The sequence below is a fragment of the Foliimonas ilicis genome (assembly GCF_039939195.1).
Lineage (GTDB): Bacteria > Pseudomonadota > Alphaproteobacteria > Rhizobiales > Rhizobiaceae > Foliimonas > Foliimonas ilicis.
This window is the reverse complement of record NZ_JBDUUH010000016.1, coordinates 78,922-98,418: the sequence shown is the minus strand read 5'-3', so window position 1 is coordinate 98,418 and position 19,497 is coordinate 78,922. Positions and strand designations below refer to the sequence as shown.

General features: G+C 58.0%; 12 protein-coding genes, 6 pseudogenes and 1 riboswitch. Of the genes and pseudogenes, 8 read left to right on the top strand and 10 right to left on the bottom strand.

The window, feature by feature from the left end:
- Positions 1-107: 107 nt before the first annotated feature.
- The 4 genes and pseudogenes from ABFT80_RS25815 to ABFT80_RS25800 all read right to left on the bottom strand — a co-directional run.
- Positions 108-1,097: a FecR family protein gene (locus ABFT80_RS25815; RefSeq protein WP_347974817.1), complete on the bottom strand. Its 990-nt coding sequence runs from the start codon at positions 1,095-1,097 to the stop codon at positions 108-110.
- Positions 1,098-1,263: 166 nt separating this feature from the next.
- Positions 1,264-1,779 (bottom strand): RNA polymerase sigma factor, encoded by a 516-nt coding sequence (locus tag ABFT80_RS25810; protein ID WP_347974816.1) that lies wholly within the window; start codon positions 1,777-1,779, stop codon positions 1,264-1,266.
- 559 nt (positions 1,780-2,338) lie between these two features.
- A complete protein-coding gene (locus ABFT80_RS25805) occupies positions 2,339-3,634 on the bottom strand; it encodes an IS1182 family transposase (RefSeq protein WP_347974815.1) in 1,296 nt (431 codons plus the stop codon).
- Positions 3,635-3,818: 184 nt separating this feature from the next.
- Positions 3,819-4,306, bottom strand: a pseudogene (locus tag ABFT80_RS25800) (TrbI/VirB10 family protein); the annotation flags it as partial.
- 163 nt (positions 4,307-4,469) lie between these two features.
- Between ABFT80_RS25800 and ABFT80_RS25795 the strand changes: the two are divergent.
- Entirely contained in the window at positions 4,470-4,766 is a 297-nt protein-coding gene (locus ABFT80_RS25795) for a type IV secretory system conjugative DNA transfer family protein (RefSeq protein WP_347974814.1), read from the top strand.
- A gap of 472 nt (positions 4,767-5,238) precedes the next feature.
- Entirely contained in the window at positions 5,239-6,153 is a 915-nt protein-coding gene (locus ABFT80_RS25790) for a nucleotidyltransferase and HEPN domain-containing protein (RefSeq protein WP_347974852.1), read from the top strand.
- Positions 6,154-6,250: 97 nt separating this feature from the next.
- Here the strand turns inward: ABFT80_RS25790 and ABFT80_RS25785 are convergent, their stop codons facing one another.
- Positions 6,251-6,454, bottom strand: a complete 204-nt coding sequence (locus ABFT80_RS25785; RefSeq protein WP_347974813.1) for a hypothetical protein — start codon at positions 6,452-6,454, stop codon at positions 6,251-6,253.
- A 1,389-nt stretch (positions 6,455-7,843) separates the two neighbouring features.
- Here ABFT80_RS25785 and ABFT80_RS28190 point away from each other — a divergent pair.
- The gene (locus ABFT80_RS28190) at positions 7,844-8,053 is read left to right on the top strand and encodes a hypothetical protein (RefSeq protein ID WP_455190012.1); all 210 of its coding nucleotides are present in this window, start codon (positions 7,844-7,846) and stop codon (positions 8,051-8,053) included.
- A gap of 9 nt (positions 8,054-8,062) precedes the next feature.
- On the opposite strand, the pseudogene ABFT80_RS28185 reads toward ABFT80_RS28190, so the two are convergent.
- Positions 8,063-8,182 (bottom strand): annotated as a pseudogene (locus tag ABFT80_RS28185) (hypothetical protein); the annotation flags it as partial.
- Positions 8,169-8,435: pseudogene (locus tag ABFT80_RS28180) on the bottom strand (recombinase family protein); the annotation flags it as partial. The pseudogenes ABFT80_RS28180 and ABFT80_RS28185, both read right to left, overlap by 14 nt.
- Between ABFT80_RS28180 and ABFT80_RS28175 the strand changes: the two are divergent.
- The 5 genes and pseudogenes from ABFT80_RS28175 to ABFT80_RS25745 all read left to right on the top strand — a co-directional run bounded on the left by ABFT80_RS28175 (position 8,434) and on the right by ABFT80_RS25745 (position 16,026).
- A pseudogene (locus ABFT80_RS28175) lies at positions 8,434-11,002 on the top strand (Tn3 family transposase). The pseudogenes ABFT80_RS28180 and ABFT80_RS28175 overlap by 2 nt on opposite strands.
- Positions 11,003-11,022: 20 nt before the next feature.
- A pseudogene (locus ABFT80_RS25760) lies at positions 11,023-11,307 on the top strand (TrbI/VirB10 family protein); the annotation flags it as partial.
- A gap of 478 nt (positions 11,308-11,785) precedes the next feature.
- Positions 11,786-11,899: riboswitch (S-adenosyl-L-homocysteine riboswitch) on the top strand.
- A gap of 55 nt (positions 11,900-11,954) precedes the next feature.
- Entirely contained in the window at positions 11,955-13,403 is a 1,449-nt protein-coding gene (gene ahcY, locus ABFT80_RS25755; protein WP_347974811.1) for an adenosylhomocysteinase, read from the top strand.
- 456 nt (positions 13,404-13,859) lie between these two features.
- Positions 13,860-14,849, top strand: coding sequence for an adenosine deaminase (gene add, locus ABFT80_RS25750; RefSeq protein ID WP_347974810.1), 990 nt, complete (start codon positions 13,860-13,862; stop codon positions 14,847-14,849).
- 21 nt (positions 14,850-14,870) lie between these two features.
- Positions 14,871-16,026: pseudogene (locus tag ABFT80_RS25745) on the top strand (alpha-hydroxy acid oxidase).
- A gap of 191 nt (positions 16,027-16,217) precedes the next feature.
- On the opposite strand, the gene ABFT80_RS25735 reads toward ABFT80_RS25745, so the two are convergent.
- The 3 genes from ABFT80_RS25735 to ABFT80_RS25725 all read right to left on the bottom strand — a co-directional run bounded on the left by ABFT80_RS25735 (position 16,218) and on the right by ABFT80_RS25725 (position 19,497).
- Complete coding sequence (locus tag ABFT80_RS25735; RefSeq protein WP_347974807.1) at positions 16,218-17,177, bottom strand: LysR family transcriptional regulator; 960 nt, start codon at positions 17,175-17,177, stop codon at positions 16,218-16,220.
- 329 nt (positions 17,178-17,506) lie between these two features.
- Complete coding sequence (locus tag ABFT80_RS25730; protein WP_347974806.1) at positions 17,507-18,604, bottom strand: ABC transporter substrate-binding protein; 1,098 nt, start codon at positions 18,602-18,604, stop codon at positions 17,507-17,509.
- Positions 18,605-18,936: 332 nt separating this feature from the next.
- Positions 18,937-19,497 (bottom strand): LysR substrate-binding domain-containing protein, encoded by a 561-nt coding sequence (locus tag ABFT80_RS25725; protein WP_347974805.1) that lies wholly within the window; start codon positions 19,495-19,497, stop codon positions 18,937-18,939.

The following is a 19,497-nucleotide window of genomic DNA, read 5'->3' as shown; positions in this document are numbered from 1 at the left end:
AACCCTCTCTCAGAACTTGCGAGGGATCGGACGCATCGTGCTCAGCCGCACCCCTCTACTATCAAGGACGCGGCAGGGGCCCGGAGTCGGAAAAAAAAGTTGAGATGCTATCGCAGGATTATCAGACCGCCCGGAATCCGGGTCATTCCAACGCCGGCCGCATCGGCCAGGGTCCGGATCGCGCCCTCGACATTGTCGAGCCGGTAGTTTCCAGTGACGACCATGCGGTTCACGCGGTCGTCCATCACCACGATACGGCCGCTGTAGTAACGGCGCAGCTCGTCCAGAACGTCGCCGAGGCGGGCGGTCTCGAATGCGATGCGCCCTTCCCGCCATGCAAGCGTCTCGGAGCCCTCCTGCGCCCGGACAGGCGATACGGCGGATGCCGTCACGCTGACACCCTCACCCGGATGCAGTTCGACCTGATTGCTGCGGTCGCAGAGACAATAGACCTGCACCTTGCCGCGCTCGAGAAACACGTCGTCCTCCTTCGCGTCGGTGCGCACGGAAAATGCGGTGCCCCTGACCTCGACCTCCCCGAAGCTCGCCTTGACCACGAACGGTCGATGTAGATCGTGCTGCACGTCGAAGAACGCTTCCCCGCGCAGCAGCTGGACGCGTCGGCGCCCGTTCTCGAAATCGACGGCGACGGCGGAGGCGGTGTTCAGCATCATGGTCGAGCCGTCCGGAAGCTGAATCGTCGACTGATCCCCGGTCACGGTCACGTAGTCCGCTTGCCACGAGATGATCAGGGATGGGTACTGCCACACTCCGGCGGCAAGCAGCATGGCAGCGGCCGCGGCGGACCCGTGCATCGCCCACCGGCTGAAGCGGGGACGACGGATGCCGGGGTCGACCGGAAGCGACTTCACCGCCTTCAGGAAGGAGGACGACCCCCAGATCGCTTCGAGATTTCGGAATTCTTCTTCGTGCCGCGGGCTACGGTTCAGCCAGGATACGAATTCGCGCCGGGTGTCGCTATCGGACTCCCGATTGCGCAGCCGCGTAAACCAGTCCAACGCTTCATCGACGACCGGATCGTCGTGGACATAGTCGTCTTCCCGTTTCTCGCTGTCATCCGCGCCTTGGTGTCCCACTCAGCCTGTCCGTTCAAAAATGCATTGCGGGTTCCTATAACCTAGACGCACCAAGGCACGGAATCCGGCAAAAATGGTTTCGTGGCCCCGGCGGGCGCTGGGCGCCACGCTCGACAAGGCAATGGAAGTGGCGGAAGCCAGCGACGTCCGCGCCATCTTCCGGCCCTCACTTGCCGTCGAGGCGTGCCAGCGCGTCCCGGCAATGGGCCATGGCGAGCTTCAGGTCATTGAAGACCGTGCGCTCGGAAATGCCTAGATGCGTAGCGATCCTGACGTTCGACCATTCCTCGATCCGGCTCAGAACCATCACGGCCTGGGCGCGCTTCGGCAAACCGGAGAGCGCCTCGTTGAACCAGCAGAACGTCTGCCTCTCGATCAAGGCCTGCTCGATTGAGGGAACGTCAGCCGGGATTTCGTTGAGCGAAATGTCGTCGACCCCTTCGGCCTCGACCCTCGCCCTCGTGCTCTTCCGCCGAAGATGATCGAGCGCAAGGTTTCGGGCGGTCTGGTGAAGGAAACCCTCGAGATGCTCGATGGGACCGCTCTCGACCGCGCGCCGCGCCCGAAGGTAGGTTTCCTGAGCCAGATCCTCGGCCGTCTGCGGATCGCGCACGATGCGCATCACGCTCCAGAGCAGCGACCGGCGATGGATCTCGAAGATGGCGTTCAGCGCAGCCGGCATCGACCCCGCCTCCTCCGCCACCGCTTACATCCGAGATCGCGCGCAAGACCACCGGCGGATAACGCGGCGATGGCAGTCGTGCCGTCGTGCGTATTCGTGCGTGGTCGATCTACGGGCTTGTTCACTCTCTCGACGGTCCATAAGCGCAGTTTCTCTAGTCCGCCCTTATCTCAAGGCAAAAAGTCGTTCAAGGCCAATCGTTTAGAACCGGTCGAGGGTGATGTGCCACCGATCCGCTAAAACCTGACAATAGTGTACATGTTTCATGTTGATTTTGCTGTATTGTCTCAGGGCATGAACCCGTCGAGCCGACCGCAAATTCGTAGCACAATTCCGAGGCAGCGTTGCAGAAGTGCAACGATCTGGAATTTCATCTTCTTCGGAGTGCGTGACCAGAAACGCGAGATGAAGGACGGTCGAAAACAAAATAGCCGGCCGGTTTCGATCGAGCGGAACGGCGATATAGGTCGCGATCGAAAGCAGGTTCGGGGCCGAGGCTGTGTGAGAACTCACCGTCGCTCGTCGCGCAGGCTGCTGCCATGGCGCGCATTTGCTCCATTCATCCCGTTATTACTTTGAGGGTCGAGGCAACGCCGGCGACTGCGATGGCGCGTTTCATGTTGTAGGCCAGGATTGCCAAGCTGGCTTCGGTAGTGACGTTCCTGAGGCCACGCGTTCGGAAGTGGGTGCCGGACGTGCACAGGGGACGCGAGGGGCATGCGCTGCAGGCCTTCTGGTTGAAGTAGACGCTGATGAGCTTGCCGCCCTCCACTCGGGCGAAGCGCTTCTGCAACTGCTGGCCGGCGGGACACCGATAGGTGTCTGTCTCAGGCTCATGCACGAACATGGCCTTGCCCCAGAAGCCACGCGCCTGAGCTGGTGAGGTATTGGGCTTGGGAACCATCGCGATGATGCCAGCTTCGGCGCAGGAGCGAATCTGCTCGCCCTCGTAATAGCCGCGGTCAGCAAGGGCGATCATTTCTGGAGCGCCGGTCTCTGCCTGGGCGGCCTTGGCCATCTCCAGCAGGTGCGATCGGTCATGGCCCCGGTTCGTCACCGCATTGGCGACCACGATATGATGCTTGGTATCGACGGCTGCCTGCACGTTGTAGCCGACCACTCCGCGATGATCACTTCCGGTTGCCATGGCGCGCGCATCCGGGTCGGTGAGCGAGATCTGCTCATCTGGAGCGGCTTGCAGTTGCCGGCCAATCTCCTCGAGCTCACCAAGACGACCGCGCAGCGATGCCAGTCGCTCGGTGAGGTGATCGATGCGCGGCGTGGCTGGTCCGGTCTCCGCATAATCGGCTTCCTCAAGCTCGGCGAGATAGCGCGCAATGCTTTCCTCGACATGGGCCTTGCGACGCGCCAGCTTGCCCTTGGTGTAGTTCTTCTCGTGCGTGTTCACCGCCCGCATGCGTGACCCATCAATGACAACCATGCCACCGCCGACCAGACCAAGAGCGCGGCAGATGGCGACAAAGCGCTGACATGCGATCTGGATCGCATCGGCATTGTCGCGGCGGAAGTCGGCGATGGTCTTGAAGTCCGGCACCAGCTTGCCGATCAGCCACATTAGCTCGATATTGCGGCCAGCCTCGCGCTCAAGCTTCCGGCTCGACGTCAGCTGATGCAGATAGCCATAGACATAGAGCTTGAGCATCGTGCCGGGCGCATAGCCGGGTCTGCCGGTCGATGCCGGCTGCACGCGGGCAAAGCCGAGTTCGGCCAGCTCGAGTTCATCCACGAAGGCGTCAATGATGCGGACCGGGTTGTCAGCATCCACATAGTCTTCCAGACACGCCGGCAAAAAGCTCGCTTGGTCGCGGTCTGCAGCTTCAACGAAACGTCCCATGCGGCACCTCCGAAGCAGTGCCACATCATAGCATTATCAGGAGTTTTCACACAGCCTCGGCCCGCCAGCAGAAACAGCAGCCAAGTCTTTCGAGGCCTCCAGACCGCAATCAGCAATGTACAGGCCGCGAAGGCGGTGTTGAAAAGGTCGAGCACAATTCCCTTCTCCGTCCGGAGCAGCGTCGCTATCGATATCTTGCCGGAAACACGATGTCCTGATCGACGAGGACGTTGAACTTGTACCCCGGCGAATGTTTCCGCAAAATTCCGCCTCGCGGCGTCGGACGCAGTGTCTTGGGTGGCCAGCGTCGAGCCGTTGGGGAAGATGATATCGGTCCAGATGACGAGAACATGGGACCGGCCGAAGGAGACCTTGCTGTCGTAGCTGCCGAAGAGATTGGTCCCCTGCAGGGAGGAGGCGGTGGCCGGTGGCCGGTGGCACTGCCAAAGTCATTCTGGCTGACCTGCAGAGTGATGCGGCCGGGACGGTCGGAGTTGATGCCGGTGATGAGCGTCCCGGCGATCACCGAGCCGCGTTTGAGCTCGTAGGGTATTGCTGCGGCACGACTGGGTTCGGCAGATAGCCCAGGTCCCTATCGGCGTTGAAGAAGTCCTTCTTGGACTGGCCTTTCAGGTCGACGTTCTGTCCGCCGAGGTCGGCGCGAAGTGCTGCCGTGTTTGGTTCGGTCCGCTTTGCTACGACCAGGGAAATCGCTGCTCTCACTCGCACCGGGTCCAGTCTTCTGATCGACCGTGACGGGTGATCAAAAAACTGCTGTGCTATAATGGCTCGCCCCATCTGCTCACCATAGCGCCGACGCGAACGGGCTTGGGTGTTGGCACTATTATTCCTTCTAACCCCCAACCGCTCGGTGATCTGTATTGATGCCAAGAGTGAGAATGCAAAGATCGCCGGCCGCACCCGCGAAACGTTTGGATCCGTTCATATCCTCGATCCGCTCGGCGCGCATATCCGGACGGCCTCGATGTTGCCGAAGACGCTGGCACGCGCTGATACCCTCGTCCATGACGATCCCCGCACGGCGGCTGAGGCGCATTGGAACGAAGAAGCCAGGGCGCTTATTGCCGACTTGATCCTCCACATCGTCACCCATGAGCCAGGAAACAGGTGACACCCTCTCAACCTTGCGGGGGAAATCTGACTCTAGTGCCCGAAGCGTTTTTCGCCCTTCTGAAAGGGATAAAGCAGACAAATGTGCCAACGGACTGATCCCGCAAACCGCCATCTCGGAAAGCCCAACCGGGCGGCTTCATCGACATTCCTTTCGCTCACGGTCAGATTTCGTCATTAAATTTTCGTGATAATAATGCAGGTGTTGATGCAACAAAAAGAGCATTGCGAGAAAAAACCTACGTTATTTTAGCCCCACTATTGCGTCAACAGGCTATTTTTGTGGATTTTTCTGTTCGATTTGTAGATTGACGCAACATAACTTGCGCCGCATGAATAAGTCGTCGTGGATTGGAGAGCCTGCCTGCCACGTTCGCCGATGACACCTTTTCGTTTTCAATCGGTGGATTCTGAAGCTGGCATAACTTATTGATTTGAATGAACAGGAAATCGCCGGGATGCTCCAATCGATAATGAAATCCAGCCTCGACCATTTGCCGGAAAAAAAGCAGCGTGAGTTGGCGCGTATCCTGCAAATCCTGCTGGAGGAATTCGCAGATGTGCTCAAGGAGGGCTCTGCAGAATTCAAAAAGATGGGCAGAATCTTGAAAGTCATCCTGTTCGGATCATATGCACGCGGTGACTGGGTGGATGAGCCACATACAATGAAAGGTTACCGATCCGATTACGACCTGCTCATCATCGTCAACAACAAGAAGCTGACCGATTTCTCCACATATTGGTACAAAGCTGCTGACCGATTGTTACATGACCGGGGCGTCTCGACGCCGGTGAGTTTCATTGTCCACTCGCGGCGCGAGATAAACACCGCTCTCAGACAAGGACAATATTTCTTTTCCGATATCCGCCGTCAGGGCATCGCACTCTATGAGTTGGACGACGAGCCTCTTGCTGAACCCAAGCCAATGTCAGCTGCCGATGAATACAATGTGGCAAAGACGTATTTCGAAAAGCGGTTTCCGGCCGCAGCAGGATTTCTTGACACATCAAGATATGCGCTGAGCAAAGGTCGAAAAAGTGAGGCTGCGTTTCAGCTACATCAGTCAGTTGAACAATTTTACGCAGCTCTGCTGTTGGTTCTCACAAACTATAGCCCACCATCCCACAATCTCAAGTTTCTGCGCGCACTGGCCGAACAGCAAGACATGCGCCTTGTCGAGGCTTGGCCACGTGATCTCCAGCGCTACACCGCATGGTTTAACACCATCAATGAAGCCTATGTGAAAGCGCGCTATTCCGAACATTACGAAATCAGCGCTGAAGCTCTGGAATGGCTCGGAGGGCGTACATCTGCCCTCCAGGGGCTGGTTGCGGTTATCTGTCAGGAGCGTCTCAACGATCTCGCTGTCAAGGCAAAAATGGAATGAGCGATATTGGCGTCATCGCATTTGTTAGGTAGCTCCGAACTGGATTTTCTAACCGCCAGGGACCAGCACGAGTATCTAGACAAAGTTTGATCGTAATTCATGCTCCGTAAGCCAACGTCCGGCAAAAAATTTCAAACGCTGCATCGCATTTGCCGCTCGTTGCGAAGGTAAGGAAGACAATTATCGCTTCTGAATGAGCGTGTTCAAAAACGTCGCCGGAAAACGAACTGACGATTGTATTTACACTAATCCCGATGCCAAGCCTTAATCGTTCACCCGCTTCGGTGTCGGGCATCTTCATCAATTATTCAACGTGTGCTCATGTCTGGGAGCATTGTGTAATGCGTATGCATCGCGGTTCGGTTGATGGACAGCTAGCTGTGCGTCGACCCCGCTGGCTTCAATGGATGGAAACTCATGTCACAGACAACCGCGTTTTCGCTTGAGTTCAGCGTTGTCATTGTCAAGCCTCTCAGCAAGCAGCTTTTTCAAATGCTTATTCTCAGCCTCAAGCTCGTTGAGGTCTTAGTGCAGAACGTAAGGCGGCTCTTCGATCGAGCGGCTTGCCACTCACTGTCTACCGGTCACGTGGTTTGCTTTTCACGTCAGCGTGAGTCTTCGGCATCTCATCGGCATTCGTCGGATTTTGCATGCTTGCGACAGAGAGATCAACAATCTCGCTTGATGCCAAGAACCATTTCGTCGCGCGGCCTCACGGAAGACAGATGGAATTCGACTTAGATGAAGACTGGCAAAAAATGCCGTTGCCGAGGCTCTAGGAATTGATCCTGACACATTGGAACAACCTGATGATTAAGAAGGGACTGAAAACGCGGGAGACGACGGCCATTTTAGGATATTGCGTCACATTCTTAGAACCACTTTATGAACGAGGCAAGGTTGAGCGGTGTGCTTACATTCGTGCGGTTGCTCTCGCGGTTAGTGCTTGCCAACACGGACCCCGCCGGAGTAAGCACAAAAAGTGCCTATCAGCCCTTCGGAGCGACTTGCGCAGCAGACATGTCATTTGACACAGCAGAGTGCTGCGAATCATGAGATATTGTTTCGTGGCGTATTCGCTACAGGAGGCCCGGTACCTACTTAGCCCCCCAAAACCCGCCGGGCCTCACTAATTTCCCTCTTCCTAAATCTGCATGAGTATGCAATTTGGCGCGCGTTGCTTACCCGCAACACGAGGCCCGGTTCTACAGACCCACATCTCATGTGCTGGGCCTCACCTTAAGGCGTGCTGGCCGATTTTGTTTCATAAGATACGTCAAATTTTGTGTTCCCTTCCAAGAAGAAAAAAGACCGCCGAATATAACCATGCCTATGCATGCAGCAAAGCTCGGATTAACCCCATCTGGGATCATCGATACACCGCCAGTCGCTGCGCCTTTTCTCGTATTCTTCCCGAAGACACCTCCGGCCCGCCGAGCGAGCGAACTTCCTCCCTCTCCCTCTTGATTTCTCTTTCCATTCGATCGGCTTTAAGACACGCAAAGTTGATATACGACGAGTGAGTAGAACCGCCTAAATGGGCCGCTATAGTTGACTGAGGTCGCTCCCTTTGGGCTCAGCGCCCGGTCGTACGCTTCGCCTTCGACATGCCACCGTCCAATGCGGATCAACTCCCAGAAGGTGGCGTCACGACACGAAAGTGATGAATCTGTCCGACATTTGAGAACGCATGAAGAACTCACGCCGGTTTGACGGTGGGTGCGGCTCATTTTTCGGCTTTGAGGGCTTCGTAGAGCGCGGTCTTGCCGATTTTCACACGCGCGGCGGCTTCGCGAACATTGAGGCCGGCAGCCAGATGCTGGCGGGCCTTAGCGAGCTTCTCCGGCGTGACGACAGCTTGCCGGCCTCCGCGCCGACCGCTTTCCTCTGCTGCCTGTAGTCCGGCGCGGGTTCTTTCCCGGATGAGATCGCGTTCGAACTGGGCCAGAGCCCACGAACAGATGGAAGACCAGGCGACCGCCGGGTGTCGTGGTGTCGATGTTTTCGGTGATAGATCGGAAGCCGACACCTTTGGCCTCCAATTCCGTGACGATCTCGATCAGGTGCTTCATCGATCGGCCCAGGCGATCGAGCTTCCAGACCGTAAGCGTGTCGCCGTCTCGGGCATAGCGCACAGCTTCGGCGAGCCCCGGCCGATCGGTTTTCACACCCGATGCCTTGTCTTCGAACAGCTTCTCGCAGCCCGCCTTGCACAGCGCATCGAGTTGAAGCGCCGTATCCTGGTTGCCGGTGGATACCCTTGCGTAGCCGATCGAGGTCATGACGTGTGAAACATGGTGGTGCCAGGCAACAGCGCTCCCGGAGGACGAAAGAGAGATCGCCAAACATTACACGCTGGACCAGTCGGATCTCGATCTGATCATGCGGCAGAACCGTGCAGCGAACCGCCTGGGTCTGACCTGCGTTTTGGCGATTTTGCGTTTTCCAGGCAGGCCGCTCGCGGATGGTGAGATCCTGCCTTCCGGCGTCTTGCGGTTCCTGGCCCGGCAGATCGGCGCCGATCATCGCGAGATCGACCGATATTTCGAGCGCCCGCAGACACGCCGCGAGCACCTCGCCCTGCTTTTCGAGAAAATGAAGATGCGCCCATTGCGCCTTCGGACGTGCGGGCACTGACCGGCTGGTTGACGCCGGCTGCGCAAACCCTGCACCGGGCCGATGTTTTGGCGGATATGGTTGTGGAGGAATTGCGACGTCGGCGAATTCTCCTGCCGGCGAGCGGAGCACTCGAAGCCATCATCCACGTTGCAATCCGGCGTGGTATCCGCATCGCCCACCGGGCTCTGGCTGGCGGGCTTTCGGAAGGCCACAAACGTGACCTCGACAAACTTCTCGACCCGCGTGCGGGGACGAACGTGACCATCCTTGCTTGGGCGAGAACACCGGCATTGTCGCCTACCGCCATCAATCTCGACAGGATAGCTGAACGCGTTCAGCTTCTTCGGTCACTGAACCTGCCAATGGAATTGATGGAGCGCATTCCGGCCAAAGTTTTTGACGAACTCGCCGCGGAAGGGATGCGGATGAGCGCGCAGCATTTGCGCGACCTCAATCCCTAACGCCGGCACGCCGTGCTGGCAGCAACGGTCCTGCATCTTTCCCGCCATCTGACCGATTCCGCAATCGACGTGTTCAAAAAGCTAATCGGCGCCATGATGCGGCGAGCCGACAATCAGGCGACCGCCCGCATAAAGGCTGGATGCCGCTCATCCTGCAGGATGGCAAGATCGATCGCAGGGCCTATGAACTCTGCCTGTTCAGCGAATTGAAACGCCGCCTCGATGCCGGCGATGTCTGGGTGGAGGGCGCGAAGCGATTCCAGTCCTTCGAGAGCTTCCTCATTCCCGCGCCGACATTCGAGCTGATGCGCGAAGGTCCGCTTCCGGTCGCAGTCGATACCGATGTAGAAACCTATCTGAAGCAACAGCGCCAGACCTTGAACGACGGGCTGAGCGAGCTTTCCCGTCTGGCAGAAGCCGGTGAGCTCGACGATGTCGAATTGGCCGACGCGGGTTTCAGCATCACGCCGCACAAGGCCATGTTCCCGGACATCGCGAAGGCGCTGAAACCGAAGGTGGAAAACCGGCTGCCTGCCGTCCGCATCACCGACCTGCTGCTTGAGGTGGAAGCCCGCACGGGATTTTCGAATGCGTTCACCCTTCTGCGCACCGGGCGCACGGCCGACAACAAGCTTGCCCTGCTTACCGCCGTTCTGGCGGACGGCATCAACCTCGGACTCACCAGAATGGCGGATGTTTCCCCCGGGCTGACGATGCGCCAGCTCGCCTGGGCGCACGACTGGCATATCCGGGAGGAGGGTCACACCGGCGCGCATGCCATCCTCGTCAATGCCCAGAGGCAATTGCCTCTTGCAAGGCTGTGGGGCGACGGGACCACCTCATCCTCGGACGGGCAGTATTTTCCGGCAGGAGGGCACGCCGAGGCGATCGGCGACCTCAACGCCCGCTATGGTCCTAACCCCGGCGCCAAGTTCTATCGCTTCACCTCCGACCAGTATGGCGCGTTCCACATCATCGCCATGAACGCCAACGCGAGCGAGGCCATCTACGTTCTCGACGGTCTGCTCTATCATGGCAGCGATCTCGCCATCGAAACCCATTATGTTGATACCGGCGGGGTCAGCGACATGAGCTTCGCTCTTTGCCATCTTGTCGGTTTCCAGCTCGTGCCCCGGCTGCGCGGCCTCAAAGATCGCCGGCTCTACCTCTTCCCTGGCGACACACCGCCCCAAAACCTCGCCACGCTCTTCGGCGAACCCATCAATGTCGAGCGGATCAAGGCAAACTGGAATGACATCCTGCGTCTCGTTACCACGATCCGTTCCGGCCAGGTGCGGCCTTCGACCTTGCTGGCGAAACTGTCCGCATTCCCGCGCCAAAACGGACTGGCGCTCGCCTTGCGCGACATCGGACGCATCAATCGATCCATCTTCCTGCCGCAATGGTGGCAGAACCCTGAAATGCGCAGGAACGCCACCGCCGGCCTCAACAAGAGCGAGGCCCAGAACACCCTGGCCCGGGCGCTGTTCTTCAATCGGCTCGGAGAACTGCGGGACCGAACCTTCGAGAGCCAGTTCTACAGGGCGTCCGGGCTGAACCTGCTTATCAATGCCATCGTTTACTGGAACACATTATATCTCGAACCGACTTTCGCCGAGCTCAATCGCGAAGGCATTGCCACGCCTGCCGACGTGATCAAGCACATCACCCCGCTCGGATGGCAGCATATCAGCCTCACCGGCGACTACATCTGGACCCCGACTGACAGCCTCGATCTCAGACCAAGGCGACCGGTGCGGCACCAGTGAGCCCGCTTTCGGTCATGCGCTATGGCGGCTTCAACGACAAGGTCAATCGCCATTATCTGAGCACCTTCGGCTCGGCCGTCCTGCTAGCGATTATCGGGACTGGCATCGACATGGCCGTGCCGGAGAGCTCAACGCTCGCGAGGCAGGACACCGCATCCGATGCTGCGAGGCGGAATTTCGCGGAGACGTTCGGGCGCGTCGCCGAAAGAACCATCACCAAGAATCTCGATGTTCAACCCACCCTTCGTATCCGTCCGGGCTATATGTTCAATATTCTCGTGGATCAGGATTTGGTGTTTCCGGGACCTCAGGGTATGCGATGCGCAACAGGTCACGGGGGCTTGCCGGAATGCCGATCGGTCCCGGCATATCGGCTGCTGTCGCCGCAACACCGAGCAATTTCGAGCGGTTTGCGCGTGCTCGCGGCAAAGCGCTGCCGCCGGGATTCCCGGCTAATGCTTCTTCAGCACGCCAATCATCTGGTCTTCCGCAAGCCGGCTCCTCCTAATTTCCGTCTCCGTCGACAGAGTCCAGTTCAATCCAAGGGCATGCGGGGGGCCACGTCATTGGGAATGCCACTGGAGTATGGTGCGAAAGCCCCTAATGTCTATGTACACAAAATTCGTACACCTTGTTCGACTTTTTGCAATTTTTATGATGTTTGTTCCAGTGTATGAGAAACCTAGCTGCTCAGAGTAGGCCAGCCTCGCGCCACCGTTGACCGCACAGTTGCAGGCCTTTCGGAATTAGTCGTGATGCCGGTCGTGCCTTACGAGCATCGAGTGTTTCGAGGAGCGTTGCAGCATCGGCCGCAGTTGGTTTTTGACGTGCGGCCGACGTTAGGCTCGAACACCTGTCGCCCTTAAGGGCGATTGCCCGCAACTGCGCTCACCTGCCGGCATGGCGGTGAGCTTCGCGCTTGTGCCGGTGGATCATTCCAACGGAGAACAAAATGAGCGCCACCGTCACTTCCCTCAAGACCACTCACGAGAAGCCCGGCTTCGTTGTCGCCGATATCAATCAGGCAGCCTGGGGTCATCGAGAAATTCGGATTGCCGAGACCGAAATGCCCGGCCTGATTGCACTTCGTGATGAAGCAAAGGCCGAAAAGCCCCTGGAGGGCGCCCGCATCGCCGGCTCCCTTCACATGACGATCCAGACTGCGGTTCTTATCGAGACGCTAGAGGCGCTTGGGGCGAAGATCCGCTGGGCATCGTGCAACATCTTCTCCACGCAGGACCATGCCGCCGCGGCGGTCGCAGAGAACGGGATACCTGTTTTCGCGGTGAAAGGTGAATCCCTGGAGGAGTATTGGAATTATGCCCATCGGATACTCGAGTTCGACGGTGCGAAGGGAACCCCGGAAGAAGGCCCCAACCTTCTGCTCGACGATGGGGGTGATGCCACGCTCCTCCTGCATATCGGAACACGCGCCGAGTCCGACGCTAGCATTCTGGAGAACCCGAAAAGCGAGGAGGAGAAGTTCCTCTATGCGTCCATCCGTTCGACACTTGCCAAAGACCCGACCTGGTACAGCCGACGGTTAAAGAACGTCGTCGGCGTATCTGAACAGACAACGACCGGCGTGCTTCGGCTTCACGAGATGAGCGCGAGCAATACCCTCGCGATGCGCGCGATTGCCGTGAATGACTCGGTGACCAAGAGCAAATTCGACAACACCTATGGCTGCCGTGAGTCACTGGTTGATGCCATCAAGCGAGCAACCGACGTCATGATCGCCGGGAAGACCGCCGTCGTCGCCGGCTTCGGCGGGGTCGGCAAGGGATGCGCGCAAGCTCTCCGCGCGTTACATGCGCAGGTTTGGGTCACTGAAGTCGACCCAATCAACGCGCTGCAGGCGGCGATGGAAGGCTTCCGGGTCGTGACAATGGACAGGGCGGCTGACCAAGCCGATATCTTCGTCACCGCGACCGGCAATCGCGACGTGATAACGTTTGAGCATATGCTGCGCATGAAGGATCAGGCGATCGTCTGCAACATCGGGCATTTTGACAACGAGATCGATGTGGCCTCGCTATCCTCATGCGAATGGCAGGAAATCAAGCCGCAGGTCGACCACGTCATTTTCCCTGACGGCAAGAGGATCATTCTTCTGGCAAAAGGCCGATTGGTGAACCTCGGCTGTGCAACCGGACATCCAAGTTTCGTGATGTCGTCGAGCTTCTGCAACCACATTCTGGCCCTGACCGACATGTTCGCCAATCAGGACAAGTATGAACCCGGAACGGTCTACGTGTTGCCGAAGTCGCTCGACGAGCGGGTAGCGAGACTGCATCTTGACAAAGTCGGGGCTGAACTCAGTCACCTTACGATTGAGCAGGCGAAGTACATCGGCGTGAGCGTCAACGGGCCATTCAAAGCGGATTCTTATCGCTACTGATGAGGGCAGAGGGCGGCGTCAGCTGCCCTTCAAGCCACGTGCCTGCTCGCAGCACGGTTCAGCTTTCAGTTCATCTTGTCTATACTGAACAGAAAGAATGCGGGCTGCTTCTATCCAAAGAAAAATAGGAAACCATGCATACAATCATCAAAGAAGACGATCGCAAGTATTTCGTGCTTGCAGTCGACGGACAGACCTTCATCTCGCCGATAGCCGATCCCGGACAGAGAAACACTCTATTGTCGACGCTCGGCCGGCTCTGGATTTCCATGGCGTCAACTCGAGTGGAACGGCATTGGCTGAAAATCGCTAACCGGACGCGATGGCGGCCGCCGCGGCAAGCGTGCTGCGAGCAAGCCGAATTCGGCCCGAACTTTCCGCTTCGGCGACCCCAGCCATGGAACGGAGGAAGAGATGCAGCTTGAGAGACTGGTTTTCGACGCACCAAAGGCGGACTTGCACGTCCATCTGGAAGGCACCATCGAACCGGATCTGATCTTGAAACTGGCGAAGCGCAACGACGTCGCGTTGCCGTACGACACAGTTGAAGCGGTCAGGAATGGCTATCAGTTCCATGACCTCGCCCAGTTCCTCTCGATCTTCTATACCGGAATGCGTGTCATAAGAACGGAAGCGGACTTTCGCGATGTGACCATCGCTTTCCTCGAGCGGGCCGCTGCCGAGAATGTTGTCTACACGGAGCTCCACTTCTCACCCCAAAGTCATCTGGAGCGCGGTGTCTCCTGGGCTTCAATGATGGACGGCATTCTTGCCGGTGCGCATGACGCCCATCGGCAGTTCGGTATCGTCGCCCGGCCGATTCTCGGGCTTCAACGCCATCGAACGGAGGAGAACGCCCTTGAGACAATTGAACAGGCTCTTCCTTATCGCGAGAATATCATCGCGCTTGGATTGGCTGGCGCCGAGATCGGCAACCCACCGTCCCGATTCGTGAAAGCGTTTGACCGCGCGCGCGAGATCGGCTGGCGATGCACATGCCATGCCGGCGAGGAGGGACCTTCTTCCTACATCACTGAGGCGATCGACGTCCTCAAGGTCGACCGCATCGATCATGGCGTGCGCAGTGTCGACGATCCGGCGCTTGTCCAACGCCTCGCGGACGAGCAGATTCCCTTGACTGTCTGCCCGTATTCGAATCTCCGCCTCAACGTCGTGAAGGCGCTTGCAGACATCAAGCTGAGGCGCCTGCTCGAAGCAGGCTGTGTCGTCAGCGCCAACACGGACGACCCCTCCTATTTCGAGGCCAATCTCTCTCAGAACATCCTGGGAAGCGCAGAGGCACTGGATCTTTCGACCGCCCAAGTCGCCGAGGTGATCGAGAATGGCTTCAGGGGAGCTTTCTGTGACGACGAGACTAAAGACGGCTACCTCGCCAGCCTCGCAAAGCACTGGAACGGACCGGACCTGCGGACAGACACCGGTTGATGAGCAAGGATCGATAGCCAAATGGCACGCAGCGCAGACTCCGCCATCAATATCGACGAACTTCAATCTCGGGCCAGACGCTTCCTTCCAGGCTTGCTGTACGACTACCTAGCCGGCGGCGTGGAGGACGAGTGCGGACTGGCAGCAAATCGCTCGGCCTTCGAGCGTTGGCGATTCCTTCCGAAGTACATGATAGACACGACGGCGCGCTCCGGCCTAACGAAGTTGTTCGAACAAGAATTCTCCGTCCCGTTCGGCATTGCGCCGACAGGGTTCGCAGGCCTTCTCAATCCTGGCGCAGATCTGATGCTGGCCCGGGCTGCCGAATCCGAAGGTGTTCCATACATCATGTCCGGCGTCAGCAACGCTTCGCTTGAGATGGCGGCCGAGACCGCACCCACGGCCACATGGTATCAGCTCTATCTCGCCAGGGATGAGCACATTTCGCTCGACATGGCGAAGCGTGCCGGTGATGCCGGCATCAGGAACCTCGTTGTCACCATAGACCTGCCGGTGAACTCCAAGCGGGAACGTGACATGAGGAACGGTTTCAAGCTCCCTCCCCGCCTGAGTCCGGCGATCATTCTGGCCGGTTTGACGCACCCCCGATGGACCTTCCGATTCCTGACGAACGGAGGGATGCCGAACTTTGAGAACTGGGTGCCGTACGTGCAAGGTCCCGTGACCGCGCTCAATGTCGCCCAATTCGTGCGGACACAGTCGCCACCAGCCCAATCCTGGCAGCATCTGGCCAAATTGCGCGAAGCGTGGAACGGCAATTCTGATCAAGGGCATCCTGCATCCTGAAGATGCCGAACGCGCGCGGCAGGAAGGGGCCGACGGCATCATTGTTTCCAATCATGGCGGCCGGCAACTTGATCGAGCTGTCGCCAGCCTCGATGCTCTGCCTGCCGTGAGGAATGCCGTGGGACCTGACTATCCTGTTCTGCTGGACAGCGGTGTGCGCCGTGGGAGCGATATTGCGATCGGCTTGTGTCTCGGCGCCGATTTTGTGTTCTGCGGCCGCGCGATGCTTTATGGAGCCGTTGCCCATGGCGAGCAGGGCGTTCGCAGGAGCATATCCATCCTGGGCGAGGAGCTCCTGACGGTGATGGGTCAAATCGGCGCCACCCGAGTGGCTGATCTTCGACGCGAGCTGATCGTCGCCGCCGATTGATACTCCTGCCCAGCGGCTGTGGAACTCAGGCAGTGCCGAAGTCGTTGAACCACTGAAAACTCGATAGTGATGTCGCCGGGCAGGAAGCTGGTTGAGCTGCTATCGGCGAACGGTCGATGGCGCATCGGCTTCGGGGAAAATCAGCGGCGAGTGCGTTTCGCCATTAGCGTCATTTCAGGCTGAGCAGGCCGTTAATCGCGACTTGCGCGCTCCATGGCTGCTTTTGTGTGGTCGACGAAATGGCGCACTGCCACCGGAAGGTGGCGACCCGCGTGCACACATAGGCTGATCGGCCACTGCTCAACGCCTTTTCCACGAAGGGGGATGTATCGCAGCCCGCGGGGCACAGCGGTTACCCCGAAATATGGATTGACGATGGCGTTGCACAGACCGACGGCAGCCGCCTCCCGCATCAGCTCGAACGAATTCGTCACTAGAACGACATTCGGCGTGACACGCGCCGCACGGAACATACGCGCATAACTGTCGCGGATTGTAAGCGTGTCGTCGGGAACAGCCAATTCGAGACCGGCACACTCACTGACCTCGACGTAACGACGACTTGCAAACGGATGGGATTTCGCCACAAGCAGGCTTGGCCTGGTGAACGCTTGCGCCATCACCTGCACATCGAATGTTTCGGGCACCAGATATCCAAGGATGATGTCAATGTGGTCCTTGGTCAGTTCGTCGATAAGCTTGGCGCCCCCCGACGTTGAGACTTCGAATCGGATACCCGGAAATTTTGCGTGAAACTCCTGCATCAGCTCCGGCAGGAAATGGCGGGTGAACGATTCCGAAACGCCGATCCGGATGCTGCCACGTTCGAGTTTATCGATGGAGCTGATAGAGGCGCGGACCTGCTCGAGTTCATTGTCAATCATCCTGGCGTATTCCAGAACGACCTCCCCGGCGGGCGTGAGCTTGAGTTCCTTCTGACCGCGATGTCTTTCGAACAGTTGCGCTCCGAGGTCCTCCTCCAGTAGCTGCATCTGCCGCGAGATTGCCGATGCCGCGACGTGCAACTGCTCGGCAGCACGTCGGATCGAGCCCGCCCGCGCAACTCCCACAAAATATCTCAGGCCGACATTATTAATCACCGCGTCGCGCCTCTGCGGGCTGCGATCGCCGGCGATGTTGACGTATGGCACAGGCGCAGTTCTGTCATCAAATGCTCTGCCGACAATCTACCAACGGGACAATGTTAGACGCAATCCATTGCAGATTATCATGAATCTCGTGTTTCGACGCCCCAATACCGACGCCTGACCGATCGTGCTGTTTCATGGATAAGCCCGGACCAGATGAGGAGGCACGGTGATGGTCACCGAGCGGGCGAGCGCCATTCTCCGCAGCCTTACTTGAGGCGGATTGCTATAGCCGCGAGAGTTTGGATTTAGGATCCAAAATCGACGTGCCGGCTGTTACGGCGAAGGACGGCGGGCAATCCCGCCGTCCGCGCTATCGTGACCGATGATGGTCAGTATCCTTTACACTGCTGTGCCGCCTGGACAATCGGGTCGCGGTCGAAGTTGTTCACCCTTTCGAAATAGTCGGCACTGTCGATGAGCCAGGTGCCGCCCGGCAGCGTTCGCGTTATTTGGGCGGTGCTGAGAAGATAATCCTGAAAGCGCTCGATGGTGGTTGGCAAGATCTTGCCATAGAGTTCACCACCTCCGAGTTCGTAGCCCTTCTGGAAGGTGTCGAGCTGCCTATTCAAAAGATTCAGATCCCACCGTGCTGCGGTTTCATCGTTGGGCGCACCCGTTGGCTTGGTTTGCGGCCAAGTGGCCCATTGAATCTTCAGCGCGCATTCCGGGTTCGTGCTGGCGAAGAGGGTGGCCTTGGCAGCTCCGCGAGCGATCGCCTCGACCATTTTCGGATCGCGTTCCAGGGTCGGCTCCATTACCGTCAGTACGAAATCGGGATATTCCAGCCAGTTATCTCCGCGCATGTAGCGCAGATTGAGACCTGCATTCTCGAAACCCGCCATAGCAGTGCCCCAAAACACCAGCGCATCGACACGGCCACCCCTGAGCGCTTCCGCAGCCGGAGCCCCGCCGCCAACCGCGATGAGGGTTACATCCTTTTCGGGATCAATTCCCTGGGCCAGAAGTGCCGATTTCAGGAGGGGCACGCCCCCTGAGCCTAGACCGAATACGCCGACATTCTTGCCTTTCAGGTCTGATAGAGATTGATAGGGTGAATCGCCGAGCACAGCGACTGACCAGTCGATGACGCCGTTCATCATCGCAATCTTCACCGGTTCGTTGTGCTCTGTCCGGGACTGGACGGCAACTGAGGCGTTCACCTGTCCGATATCGGCCTGCCCGGCGATGAGCAACGTGATCGACTGCGCCGGCGGCGCGAGCGCAACAACCTCGACATCATAACCTTCCTCTCGCCAATATCCCAGTGCGACCGGGAGGTTGAGTTGCGGATAGCTGACATTGAGCGTACTAGTTCCCACTATGATACGCACTGGCTTGAGCTGATCTTGAGATATTGCAGGCTGTACTGCAAGAAACGAACCAATGATCGATGCTATTCCCATTGCGAGCTTGAACTTTATGTTCATCAGATTCCCCATTTTTGGTTGTTGCGGTTGACATCATGCAGTCTGCTTGGGTGAGCTATTTTCCTGAGGCTTCGCGCTTTTGTACCTCCGCATTCGAGCGGTTGACGTCTGACTGTCGCCCTGACACTAAGCTGGGCATCCTAGTGCCTAAAGTGTAGGCACCGGGGATCTACGCCCAAGTTCTGTCCAAACGAGAACTTGAGACCAACTAATTGTCAATGTGCGGAAATTAAGTATTATTCGACAAAGATGTTCGAATACTTCGAACATGAATTTGCAATCGCCTGTGCAGAGGTTAAGCGCCGCGACCGCCAACCTGCCGCCTCACCAGATCAGAACTGTGCAGTCTCGACCGCGCTGTGATGGTGCGCACCGCCCGACGTTTGCGGACGGTTGAACTGACGCCGGCAGTGCAGGACAAGATTATCGACGAGTTTGCTCAGGCGGGGTTCGTAAAATCCGCGTTGTCGATAGGCTACGAAGAGAGATGCGGATTTCAGGCTGAAGGGCGTTAACACCACAGCCAACGCGCCTTCATCAACCAGATGTTGAACCTCGAAGCGAGGCCGGTTGGCAATCCCCTTGCCCTCCAGTACCCAATCCGTCAGGACATCTCCGTCTTCGACATGGAACGGCGATGAGGTGCGTATCGATATCAAGCCCGCCGGTCCGGTGAACACCCATGGGCTCGTGGAGGGCGAAGGTCCATTCGGAACCAGACATCTGTGTGCGTTGCCATTGAGGTCGCGGGGATGGCGCAGCGCTGGACGTCGGCTGAGATATTCGGGCGAAGCGACCAGCAGCATTTCGCACTCTGCGATTTCCGTCGACGTGAACCCGTCCTGTTGCAGCGCCAGATAACGAAAGGCAACGTCGACCCCTTCAAGATCCAT